Origin of the sequence: Rhizobium leguminosarum (assembly GCF_004123835.1) — a bacterium.
Lineage (GTDB): Bacteria > Pseudomonadota > Alphaproteobacteria > Rhizobiales > Rhizobiaceae > Rhizobium > Rhizobium leguminosarum_M.
Genome location: NZ_MZMU01000012.1, coordinates 153,004 through 169,048 on the forward strand (window position 1 = coordinate 153,004; position 16,045 = coordinate 169,048).

16 protein-coding genes are annotated in these 16,045 nt (G+C 61.9%); 4 read left to right on the forward strand and 12 right to left on the reverse strand.

What is annotated here, in order from left to right; genetic code table 11:
- Positions 1-45: 45 nt before the first annotated feature.
- Entirely contained in the window at positions 46-333 is a 288-nt protein-coding gene (locus tag B5P46_RS17490; protein WP_003541669.1) for a DUF2188 domain-containing protein, read from the forward strand.
- Here the strand turns inward: B5P46_RS17490 and B5P46_RS17495 are convergent.
- Together B5P46_RS17495 and B5P46_RS17500 are read right to left on the reverse strand one after the other, a co-directional pair.
- Positions 330-845, reverse strand: coding sequence for a GrpB family protein (locus B5P46_RS17495; RefSeq protein ID WP_129419749.1), 516 nt, complete (start codon positions 843-845; stop codon positions 330-332). The two genes, B5P46_RS17490 and B5P46_RS17495, sit on opposite strands and share 4 nt — an antisense overlap.
- A gap of 105 nt (positions 846-950) precedes the next feature.
- Positions 951-1,850 carry a LysR family transcriptional regulator gene (locus tag B5P46_RS17500; RefSeq protein ID WP_129419750.1) on the reverse strand — a complete coding sequence of 300 codons (900 nt, stop codon included), beginning with the start codon at positions 1,848-1,850 and terminating at the stop codon, positions 951-953.
- A gap of 94 nt (positions 1,851-1,944) precedes the next feature.
- Here B5P46_RS17500 and B5P46_RS17505 point away from each other — a divergent pair, with 94 nt between their 5' ends.
- Positions 1,945-2,967: an NAD(P)H-binding protein gene (locus tag B5P46_RS17505; RefSeq protein WP_129419751.1), complete on the forward strand. Its 1,023-nt coding sequence runs from the start codon at positions 1,945-1,947 to the stop codon at positions 2,965-2,967.
- On the opposite strand, the gene B5P46_RS17510 is transcribed toward B5P46_RS17505, so the two are convergent.
- From B5P46_RS17510 to trxB, 6 genes are all read right to left on the reverse strand, one after another.
- Complete coding sequence (locus B5P46_RS17510; RefSeq protein ID WP_129419752.1) at positions 2,964-3,764, reverse strand: aminoglycoside phosphotransferase family protein; 801 nt, start codon at positions 3,762-3,764, stop codon at positions 2,964-2,966. The two genes, B5P46_RS17505 and B5P46_RS17510, sit on opposite strands and share 4 nt — an antisense overlap.
- Before the next feature lie 77 nt (positions 3,765-3,841).
- Positions 3,842-4,966 carry an alkene reductase gene (locus B5P46_RS17515; RefSeq protein ID WP_129419753.1) on the reverse strand — a complete coding sequence of 375 codons (1,125 nt, stop codon included), beginning with the start codon at positions 4,964-4,966 and terminating at the stop codon, positions 3,842-3,844.
- Between the two features lie 25 nt (positions 4,967-4,991).
- Positions 4,992-6,158 carry an MFS transporter gene (locus tag B5P46_RS17520; protein ID WP_129419754.1) on the reverse strand — a complete coding sequence of 389 codons (1,167 nt, stop codon included), beginning with the start codon at positions 6,156-6,158 and terminating at the stop codon, positions 4,992-4,994.
- A 1-nt stretch (position 6,159) separates the two neighbouring features.
- Entirely contained in the window at positions 6,160-6,453 is a 294-nt protein-coding gene (locus tag B5P46_RS17525) for an ArsR/SmtB family transcription factor (protein WP_129419755.1), read from the reverse strand.
- A 554-nt stretch (positions 6,454-7,007) separates the two neighbouring features.
- The gene (locus B5P46_RS17530) at positions 7,008-7,904 is read right to left on the reverse strand and encodes a LysR family transcriptional regulator VtlR (protein ID WP_129419756.1); all 897 of its coding nucleotides are present in this window, start codon (positions 7,902-7,904) and stop codon (positions 7,008-7,010) included.
- A 22-nt stretch (positions 7,905-7,926) separates the two neighbouring features.
- Entirely contained in the window at positions 7,927-8,901 is a 975-nt protein-coding gene (trxB, locus tag B5P46_RS17535; protein WP_003541649.1) for a thioredoxin-disulfide reductase, read from the reverse strand.
- A 230-nt stretch (positions 8,902-9,131) separates the two neighbouring features.
- On the opposite strand from trxB, the gene B5P46_RS17540 reads away from it, so the two are divergent.
- On the forward strand, positions 9,132-9,599 hold the full coding sequence (locus B5P46_RS17540) for an Lrp/AsnC family transcriptional regulator (RefSeq protein WP_003541645.1): 468 nt from the start codon (positions 9,132-9,134) through the stop codon (positions 9,597-9,599).
- Between the two features lie 21 nt (positions 9,600-9,620).
- Here B5P46_RS17540 and B5P46_RS17545 read toward each other — a convergent pair whose 3' ends face one another.
- The gene (locus B5P46_RS17545) at positions 9,621-10,967 is read right to left on the reverse strand and encodes a sigma-54-dependent transcriptional regulator (RefSeq protein ID WP_129419757.1); all 1,347 of its coding nucleotides are present in this window, start codon (positions 10,965-10,967) and stop codon (positions 9,621-9,623) included.
- A gap of 4 nt (positions 10,968-10,971) precedes the next feature.
- Complete coding sequence (locus B5P46_RS17550) at positions 10,972-12,840, reverse strand: sensor histidine kinase (RefSeq protein WP_129419758.1); 1,869 nt, start codon at positions 12,838-12,840, stop codon at positions 10,972-10,974.
- A gap of 225 nt (positions 12,841-13,065) precedes the next feature.
- Between B5P46_RS17550 and B5P46_RS17555 the strand changes: the two genes are divergently transcribed.
- Positions 13,066-14,400, forward strand: coding sequence for a dicarboxylate/amino acid:cation symporter (locus tag B5P46_RS17555; protein ID WP_129419759.1), 1,335 nt, complete (start codon positions 13,066-13,068; stop codon positions 14,398-14,400).
- 72 nt (positions 14,401-14,472) lie between these two features.
- Here B5P46_RS17555 and B5P46_RS17560 read toward each other — a convergent pair whose 3' ends face one another.
- Both B5P46_RS17560 and greA read right to left on the reverse strand, forming a co-directional pair.
- Complete coding sequence (locus tag B5P46_RS17560) at positions 14,473-15,531, reverse strand: glycosyltransferase family 4 protein (RefSeq protein ID WP_129419760.1); 1,059 nt, start codon at positions 15,529-15,531, stop codon at positions 14,473-14,475.
- 27 nt (positions 15,532-15,558) lie between these two features.
- Positions 15,559-16,035 (reverse strand): transcription elongation factor GreA, encoded by a 477-nt coding sequence (gene greA / locus B5P46_RS17565; RefSeq protein WP_003541639.1) that lies wholly within the window; start codon positions 16,033-16,035, stop codon positions 15,559-15,561.
- Between the last annotated feature and the right edge of the window lie 10 nt (positions 16,036-16,045).

A 16,045-nucleotide genomic window follows, 5' to 3' on the forward strand; every position in this document is an offset into this window, starting at 1 on the left:
CCGGAGGCGTGCGAATGCGCAACAAGAAGATGAGGAGACGGTTGCATGATCAAGGTGGTCTACGAAGTCGTGCCGCATGACGGCGGCTGGGCCTACAGGCTGGGAGGTGTCTATTCAGAGGCATTCCCGACCCATGCCGAGGCGCTCGAAGCTGCGCGCATCGTCGCGGCCGAACAGCAGGTCGGCGGCGATTCCGCCGAGATCAGTTGGCAGGACGAGAACGGCAAGTGGCATGAAGAATATGCCGAAGGCGGCGACCGGCCGGAAACCGAGGTGGTGGACGGCCAGTGGAAGGATCGCACGGCCGAGGCCTCGCAAGGCATCGGAAGCTAACAATCTCCCGCCAATGCCCGCGCGACGATCGCATCGACGAATTCGCGCTTATGCGCAGTGTAGCCGTCGCCGTCCATCCGGAATTCGGCTGCCAGCCTGCGTTTGAGTGCGGCATAATCGGCCGCCGCCAGTAGATGTGCGATGAGATAATCCCGGAAAGCCAGCCTGTTTCGATGCGTGCCGTTGCCTGTCGGGCAAAGGTAGACCCGTTCCGCCGGCACTGAACCTCTCGATAGAAACGCCCAGACCTGATCGTCATAGCGGTTGCCGCGTGGCTCGTAGCCTTCGGCCAGGAGCACGCGTGTGGTGTCCTCGATGTGCTCGAGGCCGGGAAGGACGATGTCGATATCGATGAGCGGCTTGGCGACCATGCCTGGTATGGACGTGCTGCCGATGTGGTCGATGGAGAGCGCCTGCGGCAGCAAGGCCAGCAACCTGTCGCGGATCCGCCGGAAGGCTTGCGGCCATTGCGGATCGCAGGGCACGAGTTCAACCGGATTGTGCGTTTTCATGCCCTCCCGCTGGAGTGGCGCGCGTCCGACAGAATGCGCTAAGGACGCTCCATTTTCTGAAATTTGCGCATGATTCTTTCCGAAAATCGATTCCGATTTTCGTGGTCACGCACCGGCCGAATATCGGTGATAGTCCTGCAGGCCCCTGACCAATGCATCGAAGGTGACACGGCAGCGCGGCGAAGTCTTCAGGCTCTCATGCATCGCCACCCAGGTGCCGAGCGGTATGGCGAAGGCATCGGGCAGGACGTGGACAAGGTCAAGGTTCCCCCGGGCAAGTCCGATCTGGCAGAGACCGATGCCGACGCCGGCGCGGATCGCCGAAAGCTGGGCAAGATTGCTGTCGGTTCTGTAGGAGAACTCGATGCCGGGCACCGCATAGCGGTTCATCGCCACGCGGACATAGGCCGTCTGTCGGTCGAAGCCGATGAGCCGGTGGTTTGCGAGGTCAGCCAGGGTTTGCGGAATGCCGTGTCGTTCGAGATAGCGGCGATGGGCATGAAAGCCGAGGGGGATATCGCCGATGCGGCGCACGACGAGTGCGGCCTGCTGCGGCTCGGCCATGCGCACGGCAATATCGGCCTCGCGGTTCACCAGGTCCTCGATCATATCGGATGCCGAGAGCTCGATCTGCAGTTCGGGATAGGTCTCCTGCAGCGGTTCGAGAATCGCCGGCAGCACTTCGACGGCGATCACCTCGCTGGCGCTGACCCTGACCGTTCCAGCCACGCGCTCGCGCTGGCCGGATGCGGTGCGCAAAAGGGCGGCGGTGGTTGCCGCCAGCGTTTCAGCATAGGGTTTCAGCGCCAATGCGGCGTCGGTCGGCAACAGCCCGTTCGGTGAGCGGGTGAAGAGTTCGGCGCCGATCGCCAGCTCCAGTGCATCGACATGGCGGCCTATGGTCGGCTGCGTCAGCCCCAGTTCGCGGGCGGCGGCCGAAAGCGACCCCTGCTGAAGCACGGTCAGGAAACTGCGGTAGAAATCCCAGCTCGGCTCCACGCTCATATATTTTTGTATAGCAGATGTATTTCTTTCGTCAATTTCGTTTACGCCGCTCTGATGGCATGATCCTCTCATCCGATCGAAGGAGATGATTGTCATGAGCAGTGAAATGAAGACGACGGCCCTCATTCTCGGCGCGACCGGCGGTATCGGCAGCGCAGTTGCCCGCAAGCTGCTTGCGCGCGGCTGGCGCATCCGGGCGCTGAACCGTGATGCCGCCAAGGCGTCGAGGAGCGAGCCGGCTTTCGAATGGGTGCAGGGCGATGCGATGAATGCCGGTGACGTCCTGAGGGCGGCTAAAGGCGTCGGACTGATCGTCCATGCCGTCAATCCGCCCGGCTACCGAGACTGGGAAACGCTGGTGCTGCCGATGCTCGACAATACCATCGCCGCTGCTCGCGCTGTCGGTGTGCGCATCGTGCTGCCGGGCAACGTCTATAATTTCGGTCCCGATGCGCTGCCGGCGCCGACGGAGGAAAGCCCGCAGCATCCGGTGACGAAGAAGGGGGCGATTCGCGTCGAAATGGAGAGGCGGCTGAAGGCGGCGTCACAGTCAGGCGCCGGCGTCATCATTGTCAGGGCGGGGGATTTCTTCGGTCCGGGCACGACGGCCAATAGCTGGTTTTCGTCCGGTCTCGTGACCCCAGGCAAGCCGATTGGCACGATCAGGAACCCGGGTCGGCGCGATGTCGGCCATCAATGGGCCTACCTGCCAGACATGGCGGAAACCATCGCCCAGCTCATCGAGCGGGCCGATCGGCTGCCGGACTTCGCCGTCTATCACATGGAGGGCTTCTGGGATGCGGACGGTATGCAGATGGCCGAAGCGATCAAGCGCGTCGCCGGCGGCAGGGCGAAGATCGGCGGCTTTCCCTGGTGGATCGTACCGCTGGCGGCGCCCTTCGTTCCTGTGATGCGGGAGATCAAGGAGATGCGCTATCTCTGGAAGGTGCCGGTGCGGATGCAGAACACCAGGCTGACGGCTGAACTCGGCAGGGAACCGCAGACACCGATCGACGAGGCGGTCAGGGCTTCGCTCGTGGCGCTCGGTTGCCTGCCCGAACCGCATCGTGACACGGCGGCCACCCTTATCGGGCACCCGTCGCAGAATGCGGGTTAGTTCTCGAGTTCGGCCAGCGCGATCCGGGCGACCGTCAGCGCTTTTTCTGCCTGCTCGATGTTCGGATCGCCAAGGAACCATGCGGCGGAAAGGCCGGAATAGGCGGCGATCCATTGCAGCAGCCGCTTCGGCTCGAGCCCGGCCTCCGCCGAGACGATGGCGAGCTGGCGGCGGAAACGGGCGGGATCGGTGATCGTCGGCAGCTCCTCGTTGGCGAAGATGTTGGCGAAATCGAAGCCGCGCTCGCCGTAGAGCCGCTTTGGATCGATCGCCAGCCAGCCGCGCGCCTCGAAATCGAGGATGTTCTCGTGATGAATATCGCCGTGGAGAACAGCGAGGTCGCGCGGATCGGCAAGGAGGGCGTTGGCGATCGCCGAGCAATCGGCAAGCGCACCGCCATGTTTGTCGGCGGCCGGTTCGAGATCACGGAACCAGCGGCTGAGGGGCACGGGATCGGGAAGCGGTTTTTCACGCGGCGCATGCAGCCGCGCGGCGGTGCGGCACAGGATGCGGCTCGCTTCGTCATCCTCGCCGTCCATCGCCATGGAAAGCAGCGAGCGTTTCCCCATCGCCCTTTCCAACAGCACGGCGTCATCCTCACGGGCGTAGACATAAGCTGCGCCGTCACCATCCCACCATTGCATCAGAAGCGCGCCGTATCGTTCGTCGATATCGGCCGCCACTTTCAGCATGGCAGGCCTGTCCTGCCAGAGGACCGGCAGCAGGCGGCTGGAGTGGGTGATGATAGGCTCGCCGTCTGATATGAGCGACCAGCGATGGAGATAAGAATCGAACATGGCGACACACTACAAAGATGCATCGAAAATGGAAATCCCGCCTTTCGGCGGGATTTCGCGGTTCGCATCCGAAAGGCTCAGGCGACCTTTTCGAGGATGGGATAGTCGATATAGCCCTTGGCGGTGCCGCCGTAGAAGGTCGACTGGTCGGGCGTGTTGAGCGGCAGATTGTGTACCAGGCGCTCGACGAGATCGGGATTGGCGATGAAAGGCTTGCCGAAGGCGACGAGATCGGCGCGGCCGCTTTCGACGGCATCAATCGCCAGATCGCGATCGTAGCCGTTGTTGACCATCCAGTCGGCTTTGCCGCCGGCCTTTTCATAAGTCTGGCGCAGTGCCTTGTAATCGAAGGCGGGATTGTCGCCCTGCTTGTAGTCGCGGTCGCCGCCGGTCTGGCCTTCGATGACATGGATATAGGCGAGGTCGTATTTGGCCAGTCCTTCGACGACATTTGCGAAGGTCGCCTGCGGATTGGAATCGTAGCTTTCGCCGGACGGCGTCACCGGCGAGATGCGGATCGCCGTGCGACCGGCGCCAATTTCCTTGACCACGGCATCGACGACTTCGAAGGTCAGACGGGTGCGGTTTTCGATCGAGCCGCCATATTGGTCGGTGCGGTCGTTGATACCGTCGCGGATGAACTGGTCGAGCAGGTAGCCGTTGGCGCCGTGGATCTCGACACCGTCGAAGCCGGCGTCGATAGCGGCCCGGGCAGCCTTGCGGTAATCCTCGATGATGCCGGGGATTTCGGCGGTTTCGAGCGCGCGCGGCTCGGAGGTGTCGGCAAAGCTGCCGGTGCCGTCGGCATTGACGAGATAGGTCTTGGCCTTGGCGACGCGGTTGGTCGAAGAAACCGGCTTGCCGTCGTTCGGCTGCAGCGTCGTGTGCGAAATGCGGCCGACGTGCCAAATCTGGACGACGATCTTGCCGCCTGCTGCGTGAACGGCGTCGGTCACGCGCTTCCAGCCGTCGAGAGCCTCTTTGCTGTAGAGACCAGGCACGTTGGCATAACCCTGGCCCTGGTGGGTGATCGCGGTTGCTTCGGTGATGATCAGGCCGGCGGTAGCGCGCTGGCGGTAATATTCGACGTTGAGGTCGTTGGGGATTGCGCCCGGCGAGCGGTTGCGAGTGAGCGGCGCCATGACGATGCGGTTCTTGACGGATATGTCGCCGACTTTCGTGGGTTCGAAAAGCTTGGCCATGTTGGTCCTTTCTTTTGCGGGAGGATCACTCGGCAGGGGCGAGGGCGGCCCGGCCCCTGGCGGAGAGATAGGTGAGCGCCGTCGCGCCGAGGCCGATCAGGGCCATCAAGGCCGCGGCGAGCGGAACGCGGGTGAGATCGAAGCCGGCGTCGATAACCAGGCCGCCCACCCAGGCGCCGAGCGCATTTCCGGTGTTGAAGGCACCGATGTTGATCGTCGAGACGAGGTTCGGTGCGTCCTTGCCGAAGCCGACGACGCCGACCTGAAGCGCCGGTACGGCGGCAAAACTTGCCATTGCCCAAAGGAAGAGGGTGATTTCAGCCGGGATGAAGAAGCGGCTCGTATAGCTGAAGGCGATCGAAGTGATGGCGATCGCGGCGAAGACGCCGGCAAGCGTTGCGCCGAGCCGCCAATCGGCAAGCTTGCCGCCGACGAGGTTGCCGATGGTCAGCCCGAGGCCGATCAGGAACAGCGTCCAGGTGACGCCTTCCGGCGACACGCCGGTGACGTCGCGCAGCAGCGGCGCGATATAGGTGAAGAGGGCGAACATCGAAGCGGCGAAGAAGACGGTGGTGGAGAGTGCCAGCCACAGGCCGCCATTCCTGAGTGCGGCGATCTCGCGCAGGATGCTGCCGTTTTCTTGCTGCTTGTCCCTGGGCAGGATAGCGATCAGGCCGAGAATGGTGACGATACCGATGACGGTGACGACGCCGAAGGTGGCGCGCCAGCCATAGGCCTGGCCGATCGCCGTGCCGAGCGGCACGCCGAGAACATTGGCGAGCGTCAGGCCGGTAAACATCAGCGCGACGGCGCGGGCCTTGCGGTCTTCGGCAACGAGGCCGGCGGCGACCACCGAGCCGATGCCGAAGAAGGCGCCGTGGCAGAGTGCTGTCACGACACGGGCGATCATCAGCACCCAGTAGTCGCTCGCCAGAGCGCAAAGCAGGTTGCCGGCGATGAAGAAGGCCATCAGCGCAATCAGGGCGGTGCGGCGCTTCAGCTTCGCAGTCGAAATCGCCATCACAGGGGCGCCGATCGCGACCGCCAGGGCATAACCGGTCACCAGCCATCCAGCCTGCGGGATGCTGACCGAGAGATCGGCGGCGACCTCCGGCAACAGACCCATGATGACGAATTCGGTGGTGCCTATCGCAAACGAGCTCAAGGCAAGAACGAGGAGGGCGAGGGGCATTCTAAAGATCCTGCGTCAGTTGCTTTAGGAAGGCAGCGATGGTTTCTTCGTTGCGCTTGTAAAAGATCCACTGGCCGACGCGTTTGGTGGTGACGAGGCCGGCGCGATGCAGCGTGCCGAGATGGGCCGAGACCGTCGACTGCGACAGGCCGCAGCGCTCGAACTGGCTGGCGCAGACGCCCATTTCGAAAGGATGCTCCTGCGAGGGGAAATGCTTCTGGGGATTTTTCAGCCAGTTCAGAATGTCCATCCGGGTGGGATGGGCGAGCGCCTTGATAATTTCGTCTTTGTCCATCGTCTTTCGCCGAACTGTAAATCGTGTCTGGCCGATATATCGATCGTCAGACTTCGATATGCAAATCACGGAGGCGTGAGGCGATGGATTTTATTGAATGAGCATATTTTGGGCAAAAAAAGAGGGCCACCGGAAAACCAGGGCCCTTATAATTGTGAAGGTTAAAAAACCTCCAGAGGGGAACAGCTAATGCGGTGGTACTGGGAGAGAAACCACAAGATGCATCAGCTGAGAGGGATATGGTGCTTCCTTGAGCAGGTTTCAATGCTTTTTTGTGCATGTCTGCTATGCGCCGCACAAATTTTTTGCGGTGCGGTATTTCGCTGAGGGAGAAAGGCAAAAAAAGAGGGCCACTGGAAAACCAGGGCCCTTATAAGTGTGAAGGTCAAAAACCTCCAGAGGGGAACAGCTAATGCGGTGGAACTGGGAGGAAAAGCCACCATGTGCATCAGCTATGAGCGATATGGTGGTTTATTGGGCAAACGGCAACCCTCATTTGTGCATGCCAGTCATGCACGTTCTGCATAGTCGGCAATTCATCAATAAAACCAGGCTCAAAAGTTCCAGTTTCGGGCTTTGCTGACGATGAAATCGCGGAAGGCTTTCAGCTTGGCGGCGTTCTTGATCTCGTCGGGATAGCAGAAATAGGTGTCGAAGGAGGGGACGTCGGCATTGATCGCCAGCTGGATCAGGCCGGGGTCGCGGCCGACGATGTAATCCGGCAGGCAGGCGACGCCGATGCCGAGCAGCGCGGCGCGCTTGATCGAGGTCTGGCTGTTGATCTGCAGATGCGGGATGCGCTTGTTGTCGGACGAGCGGCCGGCGACCTCCAGCCAGTTGACATCGAGCAGGTAACTCGGCGCCGGCTCGCCGAAGGTGATGATGCGGTGATTGTCGAGATCCTCGACCTTCTGCGGCTCGCCATGGCGGTTGATGTAGGATGGAGCCGCATAGACGTGCATGTGCACGGTGAAGAGTTTGCGCTGGATGAGGTCGGATTGCTGCGGCTGGCGCAGGCGGATCGCGCAGTCGGCATGGCGCATGTTCACATCCACTTCCTCATTATCGAGGATCAGCTGGATCTGCACATCGGGATAAAGCTGCAGGAACTCCTGGATCTTGTCGGTGAGCCAGCCCTGGCCGAGACCGACCGTTGTCGTGACGCGCAGCTTGCCGGAGGGTGTCTCGTTCGTTTCCGTCAGCTGCATCTTCACGGTTTCGAGCTTCAGCAGCACGTCATGGGCGGTGCGGTAAAGCAGCTCGCCTTGTTCCGTCAGAATCAGGCCGCGCGCATGGCGGTGAAACAGTTTGGTGCCGACATCGTGCTCCAGCGCGCTTACCTGGCGGCTGATGGCGGATTGGGACAGATGCAGTTTATCCGCCGCATGGGTGAACGAACCCGCCTCGGCAGCTGCGTGAAAAATACGCAGCTTGTCCCAATCCAATGGCATTCCCCCACCCCTCATGCCGATCTTACTCCGCTGCCACGGCGACGGGCATGTGGCCCGTCAGATATCGCTCGGCTTCAAGCGCTGCCATGCACCCCAGGCCAGCGGCAGTGATTGCCTGGCGGAACGTATCGTCGGTCACGTCGCCCGCGGCATAGACACCGTCCAGGCTGGTCGCGGTCGAATCCGGCGCGGTCCAGAGGTAGCCATTATCCTTCAGCTTCAGCTTGTCCTTGAAGAGCTCGGTTGCCGGCGCATGGCCGATGGCGACGAAGACGCCATCGATGACCATGTCCGTGATCGTGCCGGTGCGGGTGTCGCGCAGGCGCGCTCCGGATACGGATTGCGGCATCGGCGGCTTGGCCGGGGTGCCGGTAATCTCGGCCACTTCGGTGTTCCACAGCACCTTGACATTGTCCTTGGAAAACAGGCGTTCCTGCAGGATCTTCTCGGCTCGGAAGAAGTCGCGGCGGTGCACCAATGTAACCGACTTGGCGATGTTGGAGAGATAGAGCGCCTCCTCGACGGCGCTGTTGCCGCCGCCGACCACGATCACATCCTTGTTGCGATAGAAGAAACCGTCGCAAGTGGCGCAAGCCGAAACGCCGAAGCCCTGGAAATGCTGCTCGCTCTCGATGCCGAGCCACTTGGCCTTGGCGCCGGTGGCAATGATCAGCGTATCGGCGGTCCAGACCTGGCCGCTGTCGGTGCGGGCGACGAAGGGACGCTGGTTCATGTCGACTTCGGTCACCAGGTCGTTGACGATCTCAGCGCCGACATGTTTTGCCTGCTGCAGCATCTGTTCCATCAACCAGGGACCCTGGATCGGATCGGCAAAGCCCGGATAGTTCTCGACATCGGTGGTAATCATCAACTGGCCGCCCTGTTCGAGACCGGCGATCAAAACCGGTTTCAGCATGGCGCGCGCGGCATAGACCGCGGCGGTGTAGCCTGCGGGTCCGGAACCGATGATGAGCACCTTCGTATGGCGGGCGGGCATGTCATTTCCTTTCGACTGGCAGGAGGGCGGCGGCTAGATAGCGATTGCGGCCGTTTCGCGTCCCTGCGCCATTTATGAACGTCCAATGCTTTTATTCAAGGGCAGCCTTGCGTTACCAACAAGGCAAATCGCCCGGATGTGCAAGAATCCGTCATCGGCGTGAAACTTTCTTGCGTATTCCGCGGCTTTATATAGAAGCTCCCCGCGGAGAATTAAAGAAAGGCAATGATGTGGGTCGTGCGGAACTCGACGTCATCGACATAAAGATACTCCGGGAGCTGCAGGCCGACGGCCGCATGACCAATGTGGAGCTCGCCGATCGCGTCGGCATCTCGGCGCCGCCTTGCCTGCGCCGGGTGCGCAAGCTCGAGGAAGCCGGCATCATCGAGGGCTATCACGCAATGCTGAACAGCCCGAAGCTCGGCTTCGACCTCGTCGCTTTCTGCATGGTCGGCCTCAAGCACCAGTCGGAAGGCAATCTCAAGGCCTTCGCCGCCGCCACTGCCGAATGGCCGCTGGTGCGCCAGGCCTGGATGGTCTCCGGCGACAGCGATTTCCTGCTGCATTGCGTGGCGGAAAACCTCACCCGCTTCCAGGATTTCGTCATCGAGGTGCTGACGGCGAACGAACATGTCGATACCGTGCGCACCATGCTGACGATCCGGCAGGTGAAGAAGCTGGGACTGGTGGAAGTCTAGACGCCTAATTGCTCTTGCCGATTACTTGCGCGTGGCATAACCACCCCGGTTGATGCCGTGGCGTTGGAGTTTGTCGTAGAACGTCTTTCTGGGAATGCCCAGCGCTTCGATGGTGCGGCGCACGTCGCCGTCATTGGCCGACAGCGTGTCGCGGATGATCTCCGCCTCGTAGCGTTCCAATCGTTCGGGAAGCGTGGCGCCCGTTGGCTGCACAGGGACCGCTGCCGCTCCGCCGCCTTCCACGCCCAGCACCACGCGTTCGGCATAGTGGGAGAGTTCGCGGACATTGCCCGGCCATGCATGGGTGGCGAGATGGCGGCGAACATTCTCTGAGAGTTGCGGGACATCGCGGCGAAAACGCTCGGCGGCGCGGGCGGCGAAGTGGGAAAACAGCAGAGGAATATCGTCGCGGCGTTCTCTCAGCGGCGGAATGGAGATCGTCACGACATTCAGCCTGTAATAGAGATCCTCGCGAAAATCGCCGCGCACCGCGGGATCCCCAAGGTCGATCTTGGCAGCCGCGACGACTCGAAGATCGACCGGACGCACCTCATTGGTGCCGAGCGGCGTGATCTCGCGCATCTCCAGCACCCTCAGCATCTTGACCTGGGTGGCGGCCGGCATGCTTTCGATCTCGTCGAGGAAAAGCGTGCCGCCGCTTGCATGTTCGATGCGGCCCGTGCGGCGCTTCTGGGCACCGGTAAAGGCGCCGGCCTCGTGGCCGAACAGTTCGCTTTCGATGACGGTTTCGGGCAGGGCGCCACAGTTCAGCGCTACGAAATTACCCCTCCGGCGGTGGCTCCACTGATGCAGGAGCTGGGCAACCACTTCCTTGCCGCTACCCGTTTCGCCGGCGACGAGCACGTCCACATCGGTATCGGCGATATGGCGGAGAATGTTTCTGAGGTTTTCCATGACAGGCGTCTGGCCGATCAGCGGCAAATTCTCCTGCGCATCTTCGGCTGCCTTCCGCAGCATGCGGTTTTCCAGAACAAGCCGCCGCTTCTCGCTTGCGCGACGCACGCTCTGGACGAGCCGATCGGCTGCGAAGGGCTTGGCGATGAAATCATAGGCGCCGTCCTGGATCGCCTGAACGGCCATGGGAATATCGCCGTGGCCGGTCATCAATATCACCGGCAGGTCGACATCCATGCCCTGCAGCGTGGCGAAGAGCTGCAGTCCGTCGATCTCCGGCATGCGGATATCGGTGACGACGGGACCGGCAAAGTCCGCCGGCAGATCCGCCAGCGCGGCTTTCGCGCCGTCATAGGCGGAAACGGAAAATCCGGCGAGTTCGAGCGTCTGGGCGGTGGCGCGCCGCAGGTCCTTGTCGTCGTCGATCAGCGCAACGGGGCTCAATGTGTCCATGAGCTCAAGCCTTCCTCAGATGAACGATGAACTGGGTTCCGCCGCCATTGCTTGCAACCTCCATCCGGCCGCCGTAATCGCCGACGATATCCTTGGAGATGACCAGCCCCAGGCCGAGGCCGCTTTCCTTCGAGGTGTTGAACGGGGTGAACAAGCCCTTGCGAATGTCAGGCGGAATGCCGGGGCCGTTGTCGGCGACCGTCACCGTTACCATCCCTGCATCGGCTGATGTTCTGACCTCGACGCGGCCCTCTCCGGCCTTCGGCGCCACAGCCTCCAGGGCGTTCTGAAGCAGGTTGATGAGTACTTGCTCGAGGCGGATCCGGTTTCCCATCACCTGCAGGTCAGGTGAGGGCAGGTCGATGTCGAGCAAATCCATGCGTCCGGCAAACCGGCTGCGCAACAGCATCACCGCACCCTCGATGACGTCCTTCAATCCGGTTGGTTCGGCGCTGCCGCGGCCTTTGCGGGCAAAGGTCTTCAGCTCCTCGGTGATCGAACCTATGCGCTCCGTGAGCGCCGCAATGCTCTCGAGATTTTCGCCGGCAGGCGTCGTTTGGCCGCGATCGAGGAAGGTGCGGGCGTTATCCGCATAGGCACGAATGGTTGCCACCGGCTGGTTGATCTCATGGGCGACACCGGCGGCCACCTGACCCAGGATAGCCAGCCGGTTGGCCTGCACCAGATCCTGCTGCACCGCCTGCAGTTTCTGCTCCGTGCTCTTGTGGCCGATGATTTCAGCCTGCAGCCGATCCCGCGCCTGGCTGAGATCCAGTGTGCGCTCGCTCACACGCCGTTCCAGTTCCTCCCGCGCTTGCTGTTCTCGAGAAATCCGCAGGGTGATCGCATGGCGGCGGCGCAACAGGAGGGCTGTTCCGGCCAGCAGCGGCAGGAGTATGAGCAATGCCAGCATGCGGGCTTCGCGAATTCCCGCATCGACGGATGGCCCGAGCGCCACGAGATGCTGCAACTGCCATCCAGTTGCGGGAACCGGCATCCCGACATCGAGAAACCTGGTTTTCCCTGCATCGCCGGGCATGACGATCTCAACGACATCAAGGCTGTCGCCGAGGTTCCTGATGGGGTCGAGCGGTAGAGGCTGAAGCGGCGCAGCGCCGAATTGAAGGCTTTCGCGGATCGCTGTCAGCCGGTCTTCGGCGATCCGACCGATCGTCATGAACCGCCATGATGGAAGACTGGTGATGAGGACAATACCGCGCTCATCAACGACGTAGGACGGGGTGCCAGAGGCGTTCCAATCCGCCTCGACGTCGTCGAATTCGACCTTGACTACAACGACACCCAGCAAGCCATTGCTGCCCGAAATCCGCTGGGAGATATAGAGACCCGGTTTCTTGCTGACCGTGCCGAGCGCAAAGTGCTCGGCCTGTCCTCGTTCGACCGCCCCCTGAAAATACTCCCGAAAGCGGTAGTCATTGCCGACGAAGCTCGTCGGTTCGCGCCAGTTGCTGGCCGAAACCGCCATGCCGTCATTGTCGATGACGTAGATGACAGCGGCCTTGGTGCCCGCTGCCAGCATTTCCAGCTTCTGACTGAGCCGCTCGAACGTACCGGCATCGCTGCCCGCCAGCGCCGCGGCGATCGCGGTATCCTGCGACAGTACGAAGGGAAGCGCCCGGTATTTTTCGAGAACCGTGCGCAGCAATGCCGCATTCAGCCTCGCATCCATGCGGGCCTGTTCCTCGAGGGCAGCCTCAGCCCGGTGCCGGCCGATCTCGCCGCTTACCCACAGGCTTGCGACGACAGCGACAAGGGCGAGCACGGCATAGGCCCACCACATCCGGCGGATGCGGTGCGGCAAGGGCAGGGAAGGCCACAGCTTTTGCGAGAAGGACATGACGGATTTGTGCATTTTTCTGCACGAGACGCAAATGGATTTGTGCGGATTTCCGCATTCCTGAATTGGCTTTCAACGGTCCAGAAAATTTTTCATCAGTAAATTCAATATGTTGATTGGTAGACGCAAAACTGGCACGGCCATTGCGAAGAAGGTGGCAACAACGGCTGAGCTGTTGGACTTGAAGCGAACGGCTCGGGAGGCCGGAGTTCGTTCCGGACGAGCCACTAGGAGGACATCATGATCGCAGCACCATTCGACGCAGTCGCAGGCAGCAAGGGCAAGAAGCCCTTCTATACCCATCTCTACGTTCAGGTTCTCGTGGCCATCGCCGCCGGTATCCTGCTCGGCCATTTTTATCCCGAAATCGGCACCCAGCTGAAGCCGCTCGGCGATGCCTTCATCAAGCTCGTCAAGATGATCATCGCGCCGGTCATCTTCCTGACGGTTGCGACCGGCATTGCCGGCATGAGCGACCTGCAGAAGGTCGGTCGCGTCGCCGGCAAGGCGATGCTCTACTTCCTGACATTCTCGACATTGGCGCTCATCATTGGCCTGATCGTCGCCAATGTCGTCCAGCCCGGCGCCGGTATGAACATCGATCCTGCCTCGCTGGATCCGGCCGCCGTCGCCGGCTACGCTGCGAAGGCGCATGAGCAGAGCATCGTCGGTTTCCTGACCAACATCATCCCGACGACGATTGTCGGCGCTTTTGCCGATGGCGACATTCTGCAGGTGCTGTTCTTCTCGGTGCTCTTCGGCATCGCGCTCGCCATGGTCGGCGAAAAGAGCGAACCGGTCGTCAACTTCCTCAATGCCCTGACGGCGCCCGTGTTCAAGCTCGTCGCCATCCTCATGAAGGCTGCTCCGATCGGCGCCTTCGGCGCCATGGCATTCACCATCGGCAAGTACGGCGTCGGTTCGATCGCCAACCTCGCCATGCTGATCGGCACCTTCTACATCACCTCTCTGCTCTTCGTCCTCGTCGTTCTCGGCGCTGTCGCCCGCTACAACGGCTTCTCGATCGTGGCGCTGCTGCGCTACATCAAGGAAGAACTGCTGCTGGTCCTCGGTACCTCGTCTTCGGAGGCCGCCCTTCCGGGGCTGATGAACAAGATGGAAAAGGCCGGCTGCAAGCGCTCGGTCGTCGGTCTCGTCATCCCGACCGGCTATTCCTTCAACCTCGACGGCACCAACATCTACATGACGCTGGCTGCCCTCTTTATTGCCCAGGCAACCGGCATTCAGCTTTCCTGGGGTGATCAGATCTTGCTGCTGCTGGTGGCGATGCTGAGCTCGAAGGGTGCCGCAGGCATCACCGGCGCCGGCTTCATCACGCTTGCCGCAACGCTCTCCGTCGTGCCCTCCGTGCCGGTCGCCGGCATGGCGCTGATCCTCGGCATCGACCGCTTCATGTCGGAATGCCGGGCGCTCACCAATCTCGTCGGCAATGCGGTGGCGACGATCGTCGTCGCACGTTGGGAAAACGAGCTGGATACGGCGCAGCTTGCCGCGGCACTGGGCGGCCAGACCGGAGAGGATATTTCGGCTGCCGGGCTCCAGCCGGCCGAATAACCAGCCGCTATTCCTTATCCTTAGAATCCCTGCAGCGGCCCGTTATCCAACGGGCCGTTTCTCTTTTCTGCTTCAGATGCGATTGTCCCCGAGAAGGCGATCGTAAACGGCGCCGATCGCACTTGCTTCCTTCTCCAGCGCAAAATTCGTCCTGACATGCCGCAGCGCATTCTCGCCATGGGCGATCGCCAGAGCGGGATCTGCGATATAGGGCGCGATTGCCCGCGTCAGCGCCTCGCCATCGCCGGTGGCGACGACCGAGCCCGTCTCACCCGTGACGATGAGCTCGGCATAGGCGCCCGCATCCGATGCCACCACCGCGGTGCGCGAAGCCATGGCTTCGAGCGGCGTCAGGCCGAATCCCTCGTTGCGGGAGGGGGCGACGTAAAGCGTCAGGCGACGGTACCAGATCTTGATGTCAGGCACTTCGCCGAGAAAGAGGATACGGTCGCTGAGCCCGGCGGCTGCGACATCCGCCTTGAGTTTGTCTGCGAATGCCGTGTGTTCGGCCGTTACTCGGCCGGAGACGATCGCCGTCCAATCGGGGTGCTGCGGCAGCAGCTCGATCATCGCCCTGACGAAAAGATCAGTGCCTTTCTGATGGCGCACGCGGCCGAAGCAACCGATGAGATGGCGGCCAGGCAGGCCGGTGGCAACGATGCCGTCCTCCGCCGTTTCCGGCGGATGGAACAAGGCAAGATCGACGCCGTGCTGGATCACCGTGTGCGGCACGTCGAGGAACGAGCCGGATCGATCGCTGGTCGCGATGACGGCGTCCATGCGGCGGATCAGCCATTTCGTATAGGCGGTGTGGCGGCGTTGCGCGGCCGAGGTGAAGAGAAGCTTCAGCGGCATGCGCAACAGATGGCGCAGCAGGATGCCGACGGCCATCTCGTTGTTGCGGCGAGCATGCCAGATCCGTTGGCGCCGGCGCGCCGGCGGGCGCCAGAGGCCGAAGAGCTGTCGTCCCTTAAGTGTCGGCAGGTCCTCCGGCAGGCCGGGACCGAGTGTCGCGATCTTGATGCCGAGCCGGATCTGGCACGGGATGAGCTGGACGATAGTCGACGTGACGCCGGAGAGCCGGCGCTTGAAATTGGGCGCGATGATCTCGACGTCACGGATATCGGGCAAGGGAGGGGTCTCGCGGCTGGCGGGCGATCAGCCCCAGGAAACCTGGAGGATTTCGTAGGCCTTGGAGCCGCCCGGCGCGTTGACCTCGATGGAATCGCCGACTTCCTTGCCGATCAGCGCACGGGCGATTGGCGAGGAGATGGAGATGCGGCCGGCCTTGACGTCGGCTTCCTGGTCGCCGACGATCTGGTAGGTCTTTTCTTCCTCGGTGTCCTCGTCGATGAGCTTCACCTTGGCGCCGAACTTGATCTTGTCACCCGACATCTTGGTGAGGTCGATGACCTCGGCGCGCGCCGTCAGGTCTTCCAGCTCGCTGATGCGGCCTTCATTGTGGCTCTGGGCTTCCTTGGCGGCGTGGTATTCGGCGTTTTCGGAAAGGTCGCCATGGGCACGGGCTTCGGCGATCGCCTCGATGATTCGGGGGCGCTCCTCCTGCTGACGCCAGCGCAGCTCTTCCTGCAGCTTGACGAAACCGCCCGGTGTCATCGGTACCTTTTCAACCATTTTTCTGTCC

What these genes read in the sequence shown, in the direction of transcription:
- B5P46_RS17545 (WP_129419757.1), bottom strand. Translation starts at nt 10,967, where the DNA reads ATGGACACATTGAGCCCCGTTGCGCTGATCGACGACGACAAGGACCTG.
- B5P46_RS17550 (WP_129419758.1), bottom strand. Translation starts at nt 12,840, where the DNA reads ATGCACAAATCCGTCATGTCCTTCTCGCAAAAGCTGTGGCCTTCCCTG.
- B5P46_RS17510 (WP_129419752.1), bottom strand. Translation starts at nt 3,764, where the DNA reads ATGTTCGATTCTTATCTCCATCGCTGGTCGCTCATATCAGACGGCGAG.
- B5P46_RS17555 (WP_129419759.1), top strand. Translation starts at nt 13,066, where the DNA reads ATGATCGCAGCACCATTCGACGCAGTCGCAGGCAGCAAGGGCAAGAAG.
- trxB (WP_003541649.1), bottom strand. Translation starts at nt 8,901, where the DNA reads ATGCCCGCCCGCCATACGAAGGTGCTCATCATCGGTTCCGGACCCGCA.
- B5P46_RS17490 (WP_003541669.1), top strand. Translation starts at nt 46, where the DNA reads ATGATCAAGGTGGTCTACGAAGTCGTGCCGCATGACGGCGGCTGGGCC.
- B5P46_RS17525 (WP_129419755.1), bottom strand. Translation starts at nt 6,453, where the DNA reads ATGGACAAAGACGAAATTATCAAGGCGCTCGCCCATCCCACCCGGATG.
- B5P46_RS17530 (WP_129419756.1), bottom strand. Translation starts at nt 7,904, where the DNA reads ATGCCATTGGATTGGGACAAGCTGCGTATTTTTCACGCAGCTGCCGAG.
- B5P46_RS17515 (WP_129419753.1), bottom strand. Translation starts at nt 4,966, where the DNA reads ATGGCCAAGCTTTTCGAACCCACGAAAGTCGGCGACATATCCGTCAAG.
- B5P46_RS17505 (WP_129419751.1), top strand. Translation starts at nt 1,945, where the DNA reads ATGAGCAGTGAAATGAAGACGACGGCCCTCATTCTCGGCGCGACCGGC.
- B5P46_RS17520 (WP_129419754.1), bottom strand. Translation starts at nt 6,158, where the DNA reads ATGCCCCTCGCCCTCCTCGTTCTTGCCTTGAGCTCGTTTGCGATAGGC.
- greA (WP_003541639.1), bottom strand. Translation starts at nt 16,035, where the DNA reads ATGGTTGAAAAGGTACCGATGACACCGGGCGGTTTCGTCAAGCTGCAG.
- B5P46_RS17500 (WP_129419750.1), bottom strand. Translation starts at nt 1,850, where the DNA reads ATGAGCGTGGAGCCGAGCTGGGATTTCTACCGCAGTTTCCTGACCGTG.
- B5P46_RS17495 (WP_129419749.1), bottom strand. Translation starts at nt 845, where the DNA reads ATGAAAACGCACAATCCGGTTGAACTCGTGCCCTGCGATCCGCAATGG.